The organism is Sphingobium sp. TomMM15, from assembly GCF_055397045.1.
In genome coordinates, this window is sequence record NZ_AP027314.1 from 1,018,896 (window position 1) to 1,035,947 (window position 17,052).

The following is a 17,052-nucleotide window of genomic DNA, read 5'->3' on the forward strand; positions in this document are numbered from 1 at the left end:
CCAAGGGGGAGACGAGCAATCGTCCATTAGTGCCCGGATCGTGGAAACACGATCCGGGCACTTTTGATTCCGGCCGAAACAGGCCTCTTGAAACCCGATTTCATTCAACCATATCAACGGCGCACGGCCGCCTGATGGGGTCGCGCATCGTATCGCCGGACGCCGACATGGGTCCGGTATGATCATTTTGCTCTGATGGAGATTATGACATGCGTGGTTTTGACCTTACCCCCTATCGCCGCTCCACTGTGGGTTTTGACCGACTTTTCGATCTGATCGAAAACAATGCCCGCCTGCAGCAAGGCGACAACTATCCCCCTTTCAATATCGAGCGCCTTTCCGAGGACCGATATCGGGTTACGCTTGCGGTGGCGGGCTTTCGGCCTGACGAAATCGACATCACTGCTCAACAAAATCTGTTGCAGGTTGTCGGACGCAAGGAAGATAGCCCGAACTCTGATCGCTCCAAATTCCTACATGTCGGCATCGCCAATCGCAGTTTCGAGCGGCGTTTCGAGCTGGCCGACTTCGTGCGGGTGGAAAAGGCCGATCTTGCGGACGGCCTGCTGACGATCGAACTCGTCCGCGAAATTCCTGAAGCGATGAAGCCAAAGAAGATCGCTGTGAATGGCGGGCAGCTGGTCGATATCAACAAGGATCGCGACGCAGCCTGATCGGATGTTCATGGGGCGCGGCCTGAAGGTCGCGCCCTTTTTGCATCTCAAATCTCTACCTGGCTACCCAGTTCGACCACGCGGTTAGTGGGCAGGCGGAAGAACTCCATCGCGCTTTCCGCGTTTCGCAGCATCCAGGCGAAGATTTTTTCTCGCCACAGGGGCATTCCTGGATTGGCAGACGGCAACAGGGTCTGGCGTGCCAGGAAGAAACTGGTCTCCATCATCCTAAATGCCTGACCACATCCGGTGACATTCTTAAGGGCCGCTGGAACGTCCGGTTCCTGCATGAACCCATATTCCAGAACAAGGCGGAAGAATCCTTTCCCGAGATCCTCCAGCCTGCATCGGCCATCATCCTCAACGACTGGAACGTCCTTGATCTTCACAGTCAGCAGGATGACCCGCTCATGCAACACCTTGTTATGTTTCAGATTGTGGAGCAAGGCATGGGGAACGCCGTTTGGCGTGGATGTCATGAACACGGCCGTCCCCGGAACGCGCACGGCGCTGTTAGCGGCCGAGGCTACGAACACAGGGATTGGCATCGCGCCTTCGCGCAAGCGATCCTGCACCAACCGACGTCCACGCGACCATGTGGTCAGCAGCGTGAATACGACGAACCCGATTAGCAGCGGGAACCAGCCGCCATCCGGAACCTTGGTAAAGTTGGCCGCGAGATATGCGCCGTCCACAATGAAGAATACCGCAAGCAAGGGTGCGGAATAATACCAGCGCCACTTCCACAGCCGATAGAGCAGCACGGTTAGCAGCAGATTGTCGATGAACATCGCTCCGGTGACGGCGATGCCATAGGCGGCAGTCAGATTGGACGATGTCTGGAACACCAGCACCAGCAGGATGACCATCACCATCAATCCCCAATTGATGAGGGGGATATATATCTGCCCCGCGGTCGAGGCACTGGTATGCGCGATCCGCAAGCGGGGCATGAAGCCCAGTTGGATCGCCTGCTGCGTCACTGAAAATGCGCCGGAAATGACTGCCTGGCTGGCGATTATCGCTGCCAGAGTCGCGAGGCCGATCAGAGGCAACTGCGCCCATTGGGGTGCCAGATGATAGAAGGGGCTGTGGAGCGCAGCCGCGCCTTCGCGAAACAGCAGAGCCCCCTGCCCCATATAGTTCATCATCAATGCCGGCAGGACGAAGCAAAGCCAGGACACGCGGATCGGGCTGCGCCCGAAATGACCCATATCGGCATACAGCGCTTCCGCCCCGGTCACCGCAAGGACGACCGCGCCCAAGGCGAGGAAGGCCGGCAACGGATCGGTCATGAAGAACATGAACGCCCAATAGGGATTGAACGCTAGGAGAATGCCAGGCGTCTTGATTATGCTGATGATGCCCAGGGCCGCGATCGTGACGAAATACAGCAGCATGATGGGGCCGAATAGGGCAGCGACGCGATTGGTCCCAAAGCCCTGAATCCAAAACAGGCACACCAATATGATCACTGCGGCAGGTAGAATCGCGGGCGCCAGTTCAGAGTTATAAACGGCGAGGCCTTCCACAGCCGACAACACTGACACCGCGGGGGTGATCATGGAATCGCCGTAGAAAAGCGAGGTCGCGAACACGCCCAAAAGGACGATGCCGCGCGACCATCGCTGAGTCTTTGTCTGTCCGTTGATCAGCGCGAGCAGCGCAAGGCTGCCACCTTCGCCCTTGTTGTCGGCGCGCATGATGATCGAGACATATTTCAGCGTCACGACCAGCATCATCGACCAGAACATCAGGCTGATGACGCCAAGGATGTGATCGGGATCGAGTGCCAGATGATGATGGCCCGCGAAAGTTTCACGAAAAGCGTAGAGCGGGCTGGTGCCGATGTCGCCGAACACGATGCCGATCGCCCCGACGACAAGCTTGGCCGTCGCTTTCTGGCCCGCGTGGCTATGTCCTTCGGACTCGTCGTCCTGCGCGCTCGCGACGGCGCTCGCCAATTGATCAGCCATGAAGGAAACGCCAGATGGTCATGATCATACGACACTCAAGCCAAGGCATGCGCACGGGGACAATCCCGCTTAACTCACAAGGATGGCGCGCGCCCTATCACGCCTCCCTGAGCAGCGCAATTGACGAGCCATGTCATTGAACCGCAGGCGCGCTGTCAGCCAGCATCGCGTCGATACGCTCAATGTTAAGCTCCAGTTCCGCCTTGATTTTCGAGCCTTCAGGCGCCCTTGCAGCCAAAGGCGCCCAAAGATCGCGGGCGGCCTGCAACTGGCCCGCTCGAACGAGAGCCAGGCCGTAGAAATAGGGCGGAGCAGGCGCTTGTGGGTCAAGCGACATGGCGCGCCGGTAAGCAAAGTCAGCGCTCGGCGACACCACACCGTCGGCATGTGCCACAAGCGCATTGCCCAGACCCAACCACAGGTTGGGATCACCGGGCGATTGTTTGATGCCCGCAAGCAGCACGTTCGCCGATTCTTTCGTCTTGCCCTGCCTGCCAAGGCCGTCTGAGAGCATCAGCCACTGCCCTGCCGGACCATAGCGCTCCGCCATGCCGCGGCGCAGTTGGGCGACTTGCTCATCAAACTGCTTGCCGTTCGAAGCAGCAGCATTTCTGGGCGCTCCCGCCAAGCCAGGATTTCCCTGCCATGCATAACCGGCAAGGCCGAGTAGCAGAGCGGCAGCCGTCAACTCCCATGAAACGCGCGGAATACGCCCGACGGCTACCAGAAGCGCCATCAGGCAAATAGCGAACGCCGCCGCTATGACCCATCCTGTCATCGCGGTCCTCCCCGCTTGATCCGGCCGCGCACAAGCAACAGCCCAAGGCCGATCAGCAATAATGGCGCGCCCCAAAGCGGCCAAAGAACCGGGTCCGCCGTAGGCTCATAACTTACCCAATCGCCATAGCGTTCAATGAGCCAGCTCCGGATATGCTCGGGTTGTTCCCCCGCCATGATCCGCTCCCTGATCTGGGAACGCATATCACCTGCCAGACTGGCGTTGCTGTCAGCGATAGATTGGCTCTGGCAAGTAAGGCAGCGAATCGTCTCCATCAGCGCCTTCGCCTTTCGCTCGAGCGCCGGATCATCGATTTGCCGGTCTGCATAGGGAGCTGGAGGAAGCGCCGACTGCGCCAGCACAGGCGAACTCATCAGCAATGCAAGCAATGTCAGCAGCCATTTCATCGCACAGCCTCCAAACGCTGGAGAATCATCGGGATGTCATCCGCCCTTATGTCACCGACATGCTGGTAGGCGATGCGCCCCTTTCCATCGATGATGAAGCTTTCCGGCACGCCGGAGGAGCCAATCGCGATCTGCACGCTGCTGCGCGCATCAAGGCCGATACGACTGTATGGATTGCCATAGCGCTGAAGGAAGCGGTCGACATCAGACCGGGCATCACGGATCGCGACCCCGTCAATTTCCACACCTGCTTGCTTCAGCGCCATAAGCTGCGGAGCTTCCGCAGCGCACGGCACGCACCAACTGGCGAAGATGTTCAACAGCCGGGGCTTGCCCGTTGCCAGTTCCGCGCTGGCCAAGGCGGGGCGATCGCTGGCCGCTGCTGGCAAGGTGAATTCGGGCAATGTCTTGCCGACGAGCTTGGAGGTGATGACCCGGTCGTCCGGCTTAAGCAAGCCGCTCGCAAACAGGATGAAGAAACCCGCAAAGAACACAAGAGGTAGCCAAATCAAGAGCTTCTTCATGTCGCAAGCGTCCTGCTGCGCCATTTAAGAAGCCATCCCCGGCGCTCGCGCCCTACCAATGCCAATGCGCCACCAAGGGCAATTAGCCCGCCGCCAAACCAGATCAGCGTGACAAAGGGCTTCCACCAGACCCGCAGTTGCCAACGTCCCTCGGTCGCCTCTTGGCCCAGCACCACATAAAGCTGTCCGTTCCACCGGGTCAGCAGGGCCGCTTCAGTGGTGGTCGTGGGGGGAGAAGGGAAGAAACGAGATTGCGGATGCAGGGCAACCGGTGCCCCATTCCCCCGGCTCGCCTCCATGTCAGCCTGTAACGCTGTCCAATTGTCTCCGGCAATCGGCGAAATCTGCACGAGGCGGAGTTTCCAATCGGCAGCTTCGACGACGTCGCCGGGGCGGACGGCCGCCAGCTTTTCAACGGTAAACGCAGAATCGCAAGCCATGCCCGCGAGGCTGACAGCGCATCCGAGGTGAGCGATGACCATGCCCCAGGTAAACAGCGGCGTACGGCGCAAGTTGCGCTTCCACAACGGGGCGACGCTGCCCGCTGCAACGGCCAAGGCGATGACCAGCCCAAGGAACGGCAGCACGCCAATCCGTCCCCAGGCGAGCATTGCCATGACGGCAAGAGCGATCAAGGCGATGACTGCCGGGATCATCATGCGCCCGGCAACCTCTGCCAGCTTGTCCCGGCGCCAGCGGGTCAATGGTCCCGCCACCATGACGATCATCAGGATGAGCGCAATTGGCCCAGCTATTCTGTCAAAATAAGGAGCACCGACCGACACCTTATGGCCGAACGCCTCGGTCAGCAGCGGATAGAGGGTGCCGATCAGCACGAGGCCGAGTATCACCGTCAGCAGCAGGTTGTTGATCACCAGCATGGTTTCGCGGCTGACAAGCTCGAACGGCGCGCCTTCACGAACCGCACCGACACGCCAACCGAACAACGCCAGCGCGCCTCCGATATAAACGCCCAGGAGGATCAGGATGAAGCTGCCTCGTTCCGGATCAACGGCGAAGGCGTGGACGCTCGTCAATATGCCCGAGCGGACCAGGAAGGTCCCAACCATCGACATAGAAAACGCGATGACGGCCAGCATCACTGTCCAGGCCCGCAAGGCATCGCGCGTGGCGAGTACTGTCACGCTGTGCAGCAAGGCCGTGGCCGCGAGCCAAGGCATCAACGAAGCGTTTTCCACAGGATCCCAGAACCACCAGCCTCCCCAGCCCAGCTCATAATAGGCCCAGTAGCTGCCAGCCGTGATTCCGAGCGTCAGAAGTATCCATGCTGCCAGCACCCAAGGACGCATCGCCTTAGCGAAATCTGCATCAACCCGCCGCGTCAGCAGCGCGCCAATGGCAAAGGAGAAGGCGACGGAGAGGCCGACATATCCAAGATAAAGGGTCGGCGGATGGAACGCGAGGCCGGGATCCTGCAACAGAGGATTGAGTCCTTGACCATCCGCTGCGGGAGGAGTGATCCGCGCGAAGGGGTTGGATGCGAAGAGCAGGAAGGCATAAAACCCCAGACTGATAGCCGCTTGACCGCCCAGCGTCGCCATATGCGTGTCCCGCCGTAGCGCCCGTTCAAACAGAGCAACGGCAGACCCCGCGACGCCCATGACCGTCACCCAGAGCAGCATGGAGCCTTCATGGTTGCCCCAAGTTCCCGCGAACTTGTAAAGCCACGGCTTCATGGAATGGCTGTTGGTGGCGACCAACAGCACCGACATGTCCGATCGCATGAAAAGCGTTATCAGCGCCACAAAGGCAATGGCGGTGAGAGCGCCTTGGGCGACGGCTACCGGTCGGACAGCCTGGAGCAATTCGCTCTTTTTTCCCGCCAACCCAAAAGCCACCAGGCTCAATTGTAGAAACGCCAGCGCCGCCGCAAGCCATAGCGCGGCCAGACCCGCTTCGGCGATCATGCAGCCTTCTCCGCTCGTTCCCGCCCTATGGCCACCCTAACAGCGTTCACTGGCCTGCCTTCATCTCGTGGGTCGTCTCATTATACTGAATGCCTTTGAGTTCCCGAGGCATGTACCGTTCGTCATGCTTGGCCAGCAGGTTGGTGGCGATAAAAGTGCCCGTGCCATCGAACGATCCTTCCGCAACCACGCCCGATCCTTCCTTGAACAGATCTGGCGCGATGCCCTTGAAAACAGCAGGAACGGTCGCTTTTCCGTCGGTCACGTCAAAATACATGGTCACGCCGTCGGCAGCTCGCTTGTGACTGCCTTTCACCACCATGCCGCCCAGACGAATGGGCCTGCCAGGTTCGACCCCTTTGGCGCGAACGTCGGCGGGCGCATAGAAATAGGCAGCTTCGTCGCGCAATGCCGATGCCGCGAGCAAACCCGCACCGATAAAGGCGAACAATGCGACGATCGCCAGAATGAGGCGCTGATGCTTCGCTTTCATGGCCGGTCTGACAATCTCTGCGCAGCCGACTCTGCGTCACGCATGGAGCGCCAGCATGCAAGGCAGAGGGCCAAGGTGCCCGAAAAGGTCAGCACATAAGCGCCGACGACGAAAGCCCATTGGTTCATGCCATTATCCCCGCGCCAGCCGCTGCATGCGCGCTTCCACCTTGTTGCGCGCCAATATCGTGCGCATCCGCATCAACACGATCGCCCCGAACAAAAGGGAAAAACCGATAAGGGTAAGCCCCAGCGGCCAGAGAATCGAGGTGTCGATACTCGACCCGCGCATCGTGATGCTAGGTCCCTGATGGAGACTGTTCCACCACACGACGGAGCGATTTATGATCGGTATATTGACCGCCCCGACCAAGCCAAAAATGGCTGTAGCCGCGCTGACGCCGCCCTGTTCCTGACGCGCACTGGCATTCGCCAGCGCTATATATCCAAGATAAAGGAAAAGGAGCACGAGCATGGAGGTCATCCGCCCGTCCCACTCCCACCATGTCCCCCAGGTGGGGCGTCCCCAAATGGACCCTGTCGCAAGGCAAATAGCCGTAAACAGCGCGCCTGGGACCGCAATCGCGCGTCCCGCAACAGCGGCCAGCGGATGTCGCCAGACCAGCTGCATCAGCGCCGCCACAGCAATTCCTGTCCATCCGGCCATTCCAAGCCATGCCGCGGGTACATGGATATAGAGTATACGAACCGTCTCGCCCTGGAGATAGTCAGCCGGGGTAATGAACAGCCCGCAGCCCGCACCCACCAGAAGCAGAACCAACCCTGGCCAGAACAGCCAAATGGTCAGCGGCCGAGCGATCTTCAGGAAACGGGCAGGATTGGCGAAGCGATGCATTTGGACAGGCTCTTTAGCTGCGCCGAACGCGCAAAGCCAGTGGCCCTTTTTCTGTTACGCACGGTACATAATGTCGCTGCCACAGTGGCCCAAACAGCCTTTTTTGTTTCAGACAGGCGACAAATCAGGATCGAACCACTATATGCGCGCGCAGCAGCCATTTTTAGGCGCACAGCATCGGCTATGGATCCGCTCGCACCCATGTTTACGACAAACCCGTTCGACGACGACAAGCTGCGTGAAGAATGCGGCATTTTCGGCGTCATTCAAGCCGAGACCGCTTCGGCGATCGTCGCGCTTGGCCTTCATGCGCTTCAACACCGTGGACAGGAGGCCGCCGGCATCACCAGCTGGGACGGTCACGATTTCCATACCCACCGCGCCATGGGGCATGTGGCGGGCAATTTCGACCGCGATGAAGTGATTCGCGGCCTGCCGGGTCACACGGCATCCGGGCACGTCCGTTACTCGACCACGGGCGAAACGTCCCTCCGCAACGTACAGCCCCTCTATGCCGAGCTTAACTCCGGCGGCTTCGCCATCGCGCATAACGGCAATATCTCCAATGCGATGAAGCTCCGCCGCGAGCTGATTCGTCGCGGCTCAATCTTTCAGTCGACCTCCGACACCGAAGTGATCATCCACCTGGTCGCGACTTCGACCTATCGGACTCTGCTCGACAAGTTCATCGATGCGCTCAAGCAGATCGAGGGCGCCTATTCGCTGATCGTGACTACACCCGAGGGCATGATCGCGTGCCGCGACCCGCTGGGCATCCGGCCGCTGGTCATGGGGAAATTGGGCGACGCCACCATTTTCGCGTCGGAAACCGTCGCCTTTGACGTAGTAGGCGCCGACCATATTCGCTCCATCGATCCGGGTGAGCTGGTCATCGTCACTCATGATGGGGAGATGCGCAGCCATCGCCCCTTCGGCGATGTGCATCCGCGCCCCTGTATTTTCGAACATGTCTATTTCAGCCGCCCCGATTCGATCGTGGATGGTTCAAGCGTCTATTCGGTTCGCAAGGCGATCGGCGCTCAATTGGCAATCGAAAATCCTGTCGATGCCGACCTGGTTATTCCCGTTCCCGACAGCGGCGTGCCTGCAGCCATCGGCTATGCCCAGCAGTCAGGGCTTCCCTTCGAACTGGGCATCATCCGTTCCCACTATATCGGACGGACCTTCATCCAGCCAGGCGACAAGGTCCGCCACCTTGGCGTCAAGCTCAAGCATAATGCCAATCGCGCCCTAATCGCCGGGAAGCGCGTCGTTCTTATCGATGATTCGATCGTGCGGGGAACGACCAGCCTCAAAATCGTGCAGATGATGCGCGAGGCAGGCGCCAAGGAAGTGCATATGCGCATTGCCAGCCCGCCAACAAAACATAGCTGCTTCTATGGCGTCGATACGCCGGAACGCACGAAGTTGCTGGCTCATCGCCTGGACATTGGCGGCATGCAGGACTTCATCCATGCCGACAGCCTTTCCTTCATTTCGATCGACGGCCTCTACAAGGCGCTGGGCGAAACGAAACGGGCCGACATCCGCCCGCAATATTGCGATGCCTGCTTTACCGGCGACTATCCGACCACGCTCACCGATCAGGACGACGTCGTGGTGAAAAACCAGCTTGAACTGCTGGCTGAACGGGTCGTCTGATCGACAGGTCATTTCTGGATGGCTGCCCGGTCATGGGCAGCTACTACCTTTCCCACTAAACCGGCCCTATCCATCCGGAAGGGCGAACAGGATGCTTCATGTCCACTCTTCCTCTTTCCGGTAAGCTTGCCCTGGTGACCGGCGCGAGCCGTGGTATCGGCGCCGCCACTGCCAAGGCCCTTGGCGCTGCTGGTGCTCATGTCATTCTGACAGCCAGAACGACCGGCGGCCTTGAGGAGGTGGAAGAATATATTCACGGTGCCGGAGGCAGTGCTACCATAGCGCCGCTCGACCTTGTCGATGGCGAAAGCATCGGGCGGCTTGCTCAGGCGGTTTCAGGTCGGTGGGAAACGTTGGATATTCTGGTTCTGAACGCAGCGACCCTAGGCAGCCTGGCCGCAGTGCCCGCGATCGACGTGAAGGAATTCGCTCGGCTGCTTACGCTGAACATAGCAGCACCGCAGGCTTTGATCGCAGCTTTCGATAGAATGCTCCGCGCAAGTTCCGACGCGCGTGTCATTGCTATCACATCATCGGTCGCTACCGCGCCGCGCGCTTATTGGGGTGCCTATGGCGCGTCGAAGGCAGCGCTGGAAACGCTCGTAAGCACTTATGGCGAGGAAGTGAAAAATATTTCGGCTATACGCACCCATATCGTTGATCCCGGTGCAACCCGGACGGCGATGCGCGCCAGAGCCTATCCGGGAGAAGATCCCGCGACGGTGAAAGACCCCGAGGTCGTGGGCCAAGCCATAGCCGATCTCGTCCTTTCGGATCGGCCAAACGGCTATCACCAACGTTTGGATTGATCTCAGCCCGGCTTGACCAGCGTTACCTGAGCGACATCGATCGTGCCGCCGCGAAAGCCGCCTTCGCAATACATCAGATAATAGCGCCAGAGCGCGACGAAATGCTGGTCGAAGCTGGGAGGTAAAAGACCGCGATCGACGGCTCGGTCAAACCTTTCCCGCCAGCGCCGAATAGTTTCCGCATAGTGGACGCCAAAATGGCAGACCTCCCTCCATTCCAGCCCGTTGGCTTCCGCCAAAGCCCTGAAGCGGCTTTCCGACAGCAGCATTCCGCCGGGGAAAATGTAAGTCTGGATAAAATCGGCGCTCCGCGCATATTTCTCGAATATGGCGTCGTCGATGAGGATATATTGGATTGCCGCCTTCCCGCCGGGTTTCAGCAACCTCTCTATGGCAGCGACATAAGCGGGCCAATATTCCTGGCCCACCGCTTCGACCATTTCGACGCTTGCAATCGCGTCATACTGCCCTTGAGCGTCCCGATAATCCGTCAGCAGGATGTTTGCGCCAGCACCTAGCCGCTCCCGCGCATATTCTGCCTGCTCGGTCGACAGGGTCAGTCCGTCATAGCGGATAGCGCAACGTTGCAGCGCCTGCTCGGCCAAGCCTCCCCACCCGCAGCCTATCTCGAGCAGTGTGCTCCCTTCCTTAAGGTCGAGCCGGTCGAGGATGGCGTCCACCTTGCGCTGCTGCGCTCGTTCAAGGCTCTCGATCCGGTCATCGGGATCACGGAACAACGCACTGGAATAATGCATGTCCCGGTCCAACCATAAGCGGTAGAAGTCGTTCCCGAGATCATAATGATAGGCGATGTTACGACGCGACCCCTTCCGGTCGTTGCGACGCACCCAATGCCCGAACCGGCCAATCCATCGAGCCGGGCCATTTGGACGAGCCACATTGCCCAGTGTCGCGGCGTTCGCCATGAACAACTCGAACAGGGGGACCGGGTCCGGACTACTCCATTCACCCGCAGCCCATGCCCGATACCATCCAGCCGATCCCCCGACGACCAGCCGCAACAGAGCGCGCCAGCGGACCAGCCGGACTTCGCAGACCGGTCCCGTTCCACGCCCCCCCAATATTCTCGCGGTTCCATCCGGCAGCGTCGCTTCAAGCCTTCCTTTCAGAAGGCCCGAATCGATACGGTCCAGCAAGCGGTGAAATTGAGGGGCAACCAAGCGCGATGCCCATCCGCGCGTATGTTCCCCGGCCGGGCGCCGCACGGTCGGCGCTCGTCTGCCATGCCCGGGATCGATCGCGTTCATCCTTTCACCCCTGTTCCCTTGTCCATGCGCCCGTCCTTAAGCCCTGCTTTGCCGGTAGGTCGCAAGCGCGCGTTCGCGTGCCTCGCGATGACCAACGCGCTTGGCAGGATATGAGGCCGGTCGTGCATCATAGGCTTCAGGATCGTGAATCGCCGTGTCATCGAGATGAGCCAGTTCGGGCACCCATTGCCTGATATAATCACTCGCTTCGAATTTTGGAGACTGGGTCAGCGGTGCCATGATTCGGGAAAACAGATTTGCGTCAACGCCACTGCCCACCACCCATTGCCAATTCACGCTATTGTTGGCGTAATCCGCGTCCACCAATGTGTCCCAGAACCATTGCGCCCCGTGTCGCCAATCTATCAAAAGATGTTTGATGAGGAAGCTGGCGGCGATCATGCGAACCCGGTTGTGCATCCATCCGGTCGCCCAAAGCTGGCGCATACCGGCATCCACTATCGGGTAGCCCGTTCGTCCTGTTTTCCAGGCGGCAAAATCATCGCCTGCTTCGCGCAAGCTGCGCCAAGCAAACCTGTCGAAATCGGAGCGGGCATTTTGTGACCCATAGGTCGGCAATGCCCAAATCTGCGTATGCGCATAGTCCCGCCAGATCAGTTCCTTAAGAAAGGTGGTCGCATCTGCCGCCGCCTCGCTCACCCGATGCCAGACATAGGCGGGAGAGACTTCCCCGAAATGGAGATGAGGCGAAAGCCGCGAAGTTCCTTCCACGGACGGAAGGTTACGCGCCACATCATATTCATCCGCCTCGTCGAGAAAGGAGGCGACGCGATGGCGCGCCCCATCTTCACCAGGCGACCAGTCCTCGACAAAAGCTGCTGCCCAGTCGGGATGACGAGGGCGCAAGTCCCAATCGTCGAGCGAATCGCTCGCGGGCCATTTTGCTGGCGCGTCGATCCTTGACGGGGTCGCGACGGGTTCGGCCGGTGGCATGTGATGCATCGTTGCCCGGGCGAACGGCGTGTATATCTGATAAAGATTGCCGCCCGACGTGCGGACGCTCCCAGGCGGCAACAACAGCATACCGTCGTGAAGCTGAAGATCGATCTGCTTCGCTGCTGCTTTTTCGGCATTCCGCCACCATGGCTCATAATGAGCGAGCGCATGCACCCGCTTGGCACCGGCTTCGCGGGCGAGCCTCTCTAGCTCCTCGGCGCTCTCCCCTTTGCGCAGGATGAGGCGAGACCCTTTACGACGAAGGCTGTCGTCCAGCGATTTCAGGCTGTGATGAAGCCACCATCGCTGCGCGCTGCCCATCTTCCATTGCTTTGGGGATGTATCGTCCAGGATATAGACCGGGATCACCGGCCCGTCCTTCACTGCCGCCGCCAGAGCTGCTTGATCAGATAAACGGAGGTCTTGGCGAAACCAGAGGATCACGGGATTGGACATTAGCCAGCTTTGCCATTGCCAGGCCGAGCTTCCAATCCCCTCTCCCATTTCGACGCGAAAAGCTGTCCGGATATGGTGCTGAGCGTTTTAGCGCATGGACGACCGCTGCTTCGCCCTTTATCATTGCACTGCACAAAGCGGGCCAATGGCTTGCGGCCAGGACAATGATCAGGGGACATCATGGCATCGGCGCCAAATGATTCGGAACTCGCGTATCGGCCCTGCGTCGGCGTGATGCTCGTCAGCATGGATGGCAAGGTTTTTGTCGGCCAGCGGATCGATAGCCAGGTGGAGGCTTGGCAAATGCCTCAGGGTGGAATCGATCATGGGGAGGAGGAAAGGACTGCCGCCCTGCGCGAACTGGGCGAGGAAACGGGCATTGGGCAGCATCATGTAGAGATCATCGCGAAGGCGCAGGACGAACATTTTTACGACTTGCCGCCCGAGCTTGTCGGAAAGTTATGGGGCGGCAAATATCGCGGCCAGCGCCAGATATGGTTCCTCGCGCGCTTCCTCGGCAGCGACGAGGATATCAACATCGCTACTGATGATGCCGAATTCTCAGAGTGGAAATGGATTGAGCCGGAAGCCCTTCCCGATGTGATCGTTCCGTTCAAGCGGAAGCTGTACCGGGACATTTTGCAGGAATTCAAGGCTCTCATCTGACCGGATCGCTGATCCTTTCGGCTCACTAGCGCGACCGGGGATAAATAGCGGAATCGCAAGGCTGGAGGCGATCAACCTAGTCTGGTAAGCTCCAGCGCATGAACGGCCTTTCGTCGTCAGACCGCGAACTACTGGATCGCGCCGCAGCCGCCCCGATGCTGGATCAGGTGCAGAAATGGGCGGCTATTAATAGCGGATCGCGGAACCTCCCCGGTTTGGCGATGACTGCTTCGATGCTGGCAGATGCATTCTCCACGCTACCCGGCGATATTCGCCTGATCGAAGGTGCGAAAGTCGATGCCGTTGATTCCGAAGGGCGCGTTCAACTGGTCGAACATGGACAGCATCTGCTGCTTTCCGTGCGTCCCGACGCTGCGATCAGGCTCCTCCTGACTGGACATATGGACACGGTCTTTCCGGCGGATCATGGATTCCAATCGCTTCGATGGACCGATCCCGGTAGTCTGAACGGTCCCGGCGTAGCCGATATGAAAGGCGGGCTAGCCGTCATGCTATCGGCACTCGGAGCGTTCGAGGGGGCATCGGCCGCCACCCGGATCGGTTATGACGTCGTCATAAACAGCGACGAGGAAGTCGGCAGTCCTTCTTCGGCAGACCTTCTCATGATGGCCGCGAAGGGGAAAGTTGCGGCGCTGACCTATGAGCCGGCGCTTCCCGATGGCACGCTTGCGGGAGCGCGGCCGGGTAGCGGGAATTTCTCCTTCATCGTCAGTGGCCGGAGCGCCCATGCCGGGCGCAATCCGGAAGAGGGCCGCAACGCTCTGCTCGCGGCGGCCGACCTCGCCCTCAAACTTAAAGCGGGGAGTTGCGCTGGCTTTACGTGCAATCCCGCGCGGATAGATGGAGGCTCTCCCAACAATGTCGTGCCCGACCGTGCGATCCTGCGAGTGAACTTCCGGCCTCGGACTGCGGAGGCTGAGGAGAGCGCAAAGCGGCTCATCAGTAATTCCATACGCGACGTTGCTCGCGATCATGATGTGAGCTTGAAAGTTCACGGAGGCTTCGGCCGTCCGCCTAAACCTCTCGACGAAAAAGCCGCTGCCCTCTTCCAGTTGGTCAAGAAATGTGGCGCCGAGTTGGGCTTGACCGTGAATTGGCGGGACACAGGAGGCGTTTGTGATGGCAACAACATTGCGGCGTGCGGAGTGCCTGTGGTGGACACGATGGGCGTTCGGGGCGGGGCCATTCATAGCGACGAGGAATATTTGATCGTCGAAAGCCTTGCCGAACGCGCGCAACTTTCCGCGCTGACCTTATTGCGGATTGCGGAGGGCAAATTTCCACAGGAGAAGATGGTTTGAGCTTTGTCATGCGGACTGCGCGGGCGGATGATCTGCAAACCCTGTATGAATTAGCGAAAATAACGGGAGGCGGATTTACCAACCTGCCTGCTGACCGGAAGGCGCTGGAGCAGAAGCTGATCCGGACCGAGACGGCGCTCGCTCGGGAGAGTGGAGGGGTGGAGGATGAGCTTATTCTGATGGTGCTAGAAAACTGCACCATGGGACAAGTTCGTGGTACTTGTCAGATTTTCAGCAAGGTAGGGCAAAGCTGGCCCTTCTATTCCTATCGCCTGGGCGTCCTGACCCAGCATAGCCGGGAATTGTCCCGCACATTCCGGGCGGAGATGCTGTCGCTCGTCACTGATCTGGAAGGCTCGACGGAGGTCGGCGGCCTCTTTCTGCATCCACGAGAGCGTGCTGAGGGCCTGGGCCTGCTGCTCGCCCGCAGCCGTTATCTCTATATCCGCAGTCATCGCGAACGCTTCGGAGACCGGGTGATAGCCGAGCTGCGCGGCGTGATCGATGAGGCAGGAGGCTCGCCTTTCTGGGATGGGCTCGCGGGGCGCTTCTTCGGCATGACCTTTCAGGAAGCGGATGAATTCAATGCGATCCATGGCAATCAGTTCATCGCGGACCTGATGCCCAAGACACCTATCTACACCGCCATGCTGAACGACAGTGCAAAGGCGGTGATCGGCCTGCCTCATCCCAATGGCCGAGCGGCGATGCGGATGCTGGAAACGGAGGGTTTTACGAACCCGGGATATATCGACATATTCGACGGCGGCCCGACGATGGTGGGACAGATAGACGCACTGCAAACCATATCCCATGCGCAGGATGTGATCCTGTCCGCCGTTCATGACGGTGGAGGAGAAAGACAGCTGGTGGCCACCGGAGAACGCGCGGATTTTCGTTGCACATATGCAATGGTCAAGGAAGACGGCGATAACCTGTCGCTTGATCGGCAAAGCGCCGAACGGCTGGGACTGGAACCCGGGCAGCAGTTCATGATGGTGTCCCGCGCATGACGGTCAGGGAAATCAACTTCGACGGCTTGATCGGACCGAGCCACAATTATGCAGGGCTTAGCCTGGGAAACCTGGCATCGGCAGGAAACGCCGGAACGACGTCATATCCCCGGGCCGCAGCGCTGGAAGGCATCGAGAAGATGCGCGCGAACCTGCGCCTGGGACTGGTACAGGGTATATTCCTGCCCCAGTGGCGACCGGACGGGCGATGGCTAAGCGCCTTGGGCACAAATATCAGCGAAGCTGAGCCCCATATACGGGCGGCCGCGATGTCCGCGTCCTCCATGTGGGCGGCGAACGCGGCGACCGTGTCGCCCGGCCCCGATACGGCCGACGGACGCACGCACCTGACGATCGCCAACCTCGTCACCATGCCGCATCGAAGCCATGAGTGGCAGCAGACACTGGCCCAGTTACAGGTCGCTTTTTCCGACAAGGATGCCTTTGCGATTCATCCCCCTATCCCCGCGCCCTATGGCGATGAAGGCGCGGCCAATCACATGCGCCTGTGTGACAGCCATGCGGATCGGGGAGTCGAGATATTCGTCTATGGCCAATCCGGCGGCCCCTATCCCGCCCGTCAGCATGTGGAGGCCAGCAAAGCCATAGCGCGGCTCCATGGCCTTGATCCGGCACGCACTTTGTTCGTCATGCAGTCCGAAGAGGCCATAGCGGCTGGCGCCTTCCACAATGACGTCGTGGCCGTCGCCAACGAGACCGTGCTTTTCGCCCATGAGCAGGCCTTCGCCGACAAGGCGCGCTTCTACGAACAACTGCGCGCCATGTTGCCCGCCGTCCAGATCATCGAGGTGCCAGCGGCGGATGTCAGCCTGGCCGATGCCATCCAAAGCTATCTGTTCAACGCGCAACTGGTGACGCTGCCGGATGGCGGCATGGCGCTGATCCTGCCTGCCGAGGCCAAGGGGGTTGCGAGTGTCTGGAACTGGCTGGAAAATCTGGTCGCGGGCAATGGCCCCATTCGCGAGTTGATCACCGTGAATGTGCGGCAATCCATGGCGAATGGCGGTGGCCCGGCCTGTCTGAGGCTGAGAGTCGTGGCTGATCCTGGCAATGTCGATCCCCGGTTCTTGGTGAACGAGACGAAGCTGGATGAGATCGCCAGTATAATCGAGCGCTATTGGCCTGAGCGGATCGTGCCTGCCGATCTGGCCGACACCCGACTGATCGCCCAGATCGAACAATCGTGGTTAATGCTTGTTGACCATTTGCAGCTTTCGGGCGACTTAATTCCCTAGAGCAAGTC

The 17,052-nt window shown here is 59.6% G+C and carries 16 protein-coding genes; 7 read left to right on the top strand and 9 right to left on the bottom strand.

Going from position 1 to position 17,052, the window contains the following annotated elements:
• Positions 1–209: 209 nt before the first annotated feature.
• The gene (locus ACZ51H_RS05150) at positions 210–674 is read left to right on the top strand and encodes an Hsp20 family protein (RefSeq protein WP_196226014.1); all 465 of its coding nucleotides are present in this window, start codon (positions 210–212) and stop codon (positions 672–674) included.
• A gap of 47 nt (positions 675–721) precedes the next feature.
• Here ACZ51H_RS05150 and ACZ51H_RS05155 read toward each other — a convergent pair whose 3' ends face one another.
• From ACZ51H_RS05155 to ccmC, 7 genes are all read right to left on the bottom strand, one after another.
• Positions 722–2,650 carry a potassium transporter Kup gene (locus tag ACZ51H_RS05155; protein WP_460985887.1) on the bottom strand — a complete coding sequence of 643 codons (1,929 nt, stop codon included), beginning with the start codon at positions 2,648–2,650 and terminating at the stop codon, positions 722–724.
• Positions 2,651–2,783: 133 nt separating this feature from the next.
• The gene (locus ACZ51H_RS05160) at positions 2,784–3,428 is read right to left on the bottom strand and encodes a tetratricopeptide repeat protein (protein WP_464802652.1); all 645 of its coding nucleotides are present in this window, start codon (positions 3,426–3,428) and stop codon (positions 2,784–2,786) included.
• Positions 3,425–3,835 (bottom strand): cytochrome c-type biogenesis protein, encoded by a 411-nt coding sequence (locus ACZ51H_RS05165; protein ID WP_464802653.1) that lies wholly within the window; start codon positions 3,833–3,835, stop codon positions 3,425–3,427. Before ACZ51H_RS05165 ends, ACZ51H_RS05160 begins: the two co-directional genes overlap by 4 nt.
• Positions 3,832–4,359: a DsbE family thiol:disulfide interchange protein gene (locus ACZ51H_RS05170; protein ID WP_464802654.1), complete on the bottom strand. Its 528-nt coding sequence runs from the start codon at positions 4,357–4,359 to the stop codon at positions 3,832–3,834. The genes ACZ51H_RS05165 and ACZ51H_RS05170 overlap by 4 nt, the downstream gene beginning before the upstream one ends.
• Positions 4,356–6,287, bottom strand: a complete 1,932-nt coding sequence (locus ACZ51H_RS05175) for a heme lyase CcmF/NrfE family subunit (protein WP_464802655.1) — start codon at positions 6,285–6,287, stop codon at positions 4,356–4,358. The genes ACZ51H_RS05170 and ACZ51H_RS05175 overlap by 4 nt, the downstream gene beginning before the upstream one ends.
• A 46-nt stretch (positions 6,288–6,333) precedes the next feature.
• Positions 6,334–6,780, bottom strand: coding sequence for a cytochrome c maturation protein CcmE (gene ccmE, locus ACZ51H_RS05180; RefSeq protein WP_464802656.1), 447 nt, complete (start codon positions 6,778–6,780; stop codon positions 6,334–6,336).
• Between the two features lie 132 nt (positions 6,781–6,912).
• Entirely contained in the window at positions 6,913–7,635 is a 723-nt protein-coding gene (ccmC, locus tag ACZ51H_RS05185) for a heme ABC transporter permease CcmC (protein ID WP_464772382.1), read from the bottom strand.
• Positions 7,636–7,818: 183 nt separating this feature from the next.
• Between ccmC and purF the strand changes: the two genes are divergently transcribed.
• Positions 7,819–9,297, top strand: coding sequence for an amidophosphoribosyltransferase (purF, locus tag ACZ51H_RS05190; protein WP_449472500.1), 1,479 nt, complete (start codon positions 7,819–7,821; stop codon positions 9,295–9,297).
• Positions 9,298–9,395: 98 nt separating this feature from the next.
• Positions 9,396–10,106 carry an SDR family NAD(P)-dependent oxidoreductase gene (locus ACZ51H_RS05195; protein ID WP_464802657.1) on the top strand — a complete coding sequence of 237 codons (711 nt, stop codon included), beginning with the start codon at positions 9,396–9,398 and terminating at the stop codon, positions 10,104–10,106.
• Between the two features lie 2 nt (positions 10,107–10,108).
• On the opposite strand, the gene ACZ51H_RS05200 is transcribed toward ACZ51H_RS05195, so the two are convergent.
• Positions 10,109–11,374: a class I SAM-dependent methyltransferase gene (locus ACZ51H_RS05200; protein WP_464802658.1), complete on the bottom strand. Its 1,266-nt coding sequence runs from the start codon at positions 11,372–11,374 to the stop codon at positions 10,109–10,111.
• A gap of 36 nt (positions 11,375–11,410) precedes the next feature.
• The gene (locus ACZ51H_RS05205) at positions 11,411–12,787 is read right to left on the bottom strand and encodes a cryptochrome/photolyase family protein (protein ID WP_464802659.1); all 1,377 of its coding nucleotides are present in this window, start codon (positions 12,785–12,787) and stop codon (positions 11,411–11,413) included.
• A 180-nt stretch (positions 12,788–12,967) separates the two neighbouring features.
• Here ACZ51H_RS05205 and ACZ51H_RS05210 point away from each other — a divergent pair, with 180 nt between their 5' ends.
• The 4 genes from ACZ51H_RS05210 (at position 12,968) to ACZ51H_RS05225 (ending at position 17,044) form a co-directional block, all read left to right on the top strand.
• Positions 12,968–13,453: an RNA pyrophosphohydrolase gene (locus ACZ51H_RS05210; RefSeq protein WP_464802660.1), complete on the top strand. Its 486-nt coding sequence runs from the start codon at positions 12,968–12,970 to the stop codon at positions 13,451–13,453.
• A gap of 98 nt (positions 13,454–13,551) precedes the next feature.
• Positions 13,552–14,775, top strand: a complete 1,224-nt coding sequence (locus tag ACZ51H_RS05215; protein WP_464802661.1) for a hydrolase — start codon at positions 13,552–13,554, stop codon at positions 14,773–14,775.
• A complete protein-coding gene (locus tag ACZ51H_RS05220) occupies positions 14,772–15,788 on the top strand; it encodes an arginine N-succinyltransferase (protein WP_464802662.1) in 1,017 nt (338 codons plus the stop codon). The genes ACZ51H_RS05215 and ACZ51H_RS05220 overlap by 4 nt, the downstream gene beginning before the upstream one ends.
• Positions 15,785–17,044, top strand: coding sequence for an N-succinylarginine dihydrolase (locus tag ACZ51H_RS05225; protein ID WP_464802663.1), 1,260 nt, complete (start codon positions 15,785–15,787; stop codon positions 17,042–17,044). Before ACZ51H_RS05220 ends, ACZ51H_RS05225 begins: the two co-directional genes overlap by 4 nt.
• Positions 17,045–17,052 lie beyond the last annotated feature (8 nt).

What these genes read in the sequence shown, in the direction of transcription:
- ACZ51H_RS05150 (WP_196226014.1), top strand. Translation starts at nt 210, where the DNA reads ATGCGTGGTTTTGACCTTACCCCCTATCGCCGCTCCACTGTGGGTTTT.
- ACZ51H_RS05155 (WP_460985887.1), bottom strand. Translation starts at nt 2,650, where the DNA reads ATGGCTGATCAATTGGCGAGCGCCGTCGCGAGCGCGCAGGACGACGAG.
- ACZ51H_RS05160 (WP_464802652.1), bottom strand. Translation starts at nt 3,428, where the DNA reads ATGACAGGATGGGTCATAGCGGCGGCGTTCGCTATTTGCCTGATGGCG.
- ACZ51H_RS05165 (WP_464802653.1), bottom strand. Translation starts at nt 3,835, where the DNA reads ATGAAATGGCTGCTGACATTGCTTGCATTGCTGATGAGTTCGCCTGTG.
- ACZ51H_RS05170 (WP_464802654.1), bottom strand. Translation starts at nt 4,359, where the DNA reads ATGAAGAAGCTCTTGATTTGGCTACCTCTTGTGTTCTTTGCGGGTTTC.
- ACZ51H_RS05175 (WP_464802655.1), bottom strand. Translation starts at nt 6,287, where the DNA reads ATGATCGCCGAAGCGGGTCTGGCCGCGCTATGGCTTGCGGCGGCGCTG.
- ccmE (WP_464802656.1), bottom strand. Translation starts at nt 6,780, where the DNA reads ATGAAAGCGAAGCATCAGCGCCTCATTCTGGCGATCGTCGCATTGTTC.
- ccmC (WP_464772382.1), bottom strand. Translation starts at nt 7,635, where the DNA reads ATGCATCGCTTCGCCAATCCTGCCCGTTTCCTGAAGATCGCTCGGCCG.
- purF (WP_449472500.1), top strand. Translation starts at nt 7,819, where the DNA reads ATGGATCCGCTCGCACCCATGTTTACGACAAACCCGTTCGACGACGAC.
- ACZ51H_RS05195 (WP_464802657.1), top strand. Translation starts at nt 9,396, where the DNA reads ATGTCCACTCTTCCTCTTTCCGGTAAGCTTGCCCTGGTGACCGGCGCG.
- ACZ51H_RS05200 (WP_464802658.1), bottom strand. Translation starts at nt 11,374, where the DNA reads ATGAACGCGATCGATCCCGGGCATGGCAGACGAGCGCCGACCGTGCGG.
- ACZ51H_RS05205 (WP_464802659.1), bottom strand. Translation starts at nt 12,787, where the DNA reads ATGTCCAATCCCGTGATCCTCTGGTTTCGCCAAGACCTCCGTTTATCT.
- ACZ51H_RS05210 (WP_464802660.1), top strand. Translation starts at nt 12,968, where the DNA reads ATGGCATCGGCGCCAAATGATTCGGAACTCGCGTATCGGCCCTGCGTC.
- ACZ51H_RS05215 (WP_464802661.1), top strand. Translation starts at nt 13,552, where the DNA reads ATGAACGGCCTTTCGTCGTCAGACCGCGAACTACTGGATCGCGCCGCA.
- ACZ51H_RS05225 (WP_464802663.1), top strand. Translation starts at nt 15,785, where the DNA reads ATGACGGTCAGGGAAATCAACTTCGACGGCTTGATCGGACCGAGCCAC.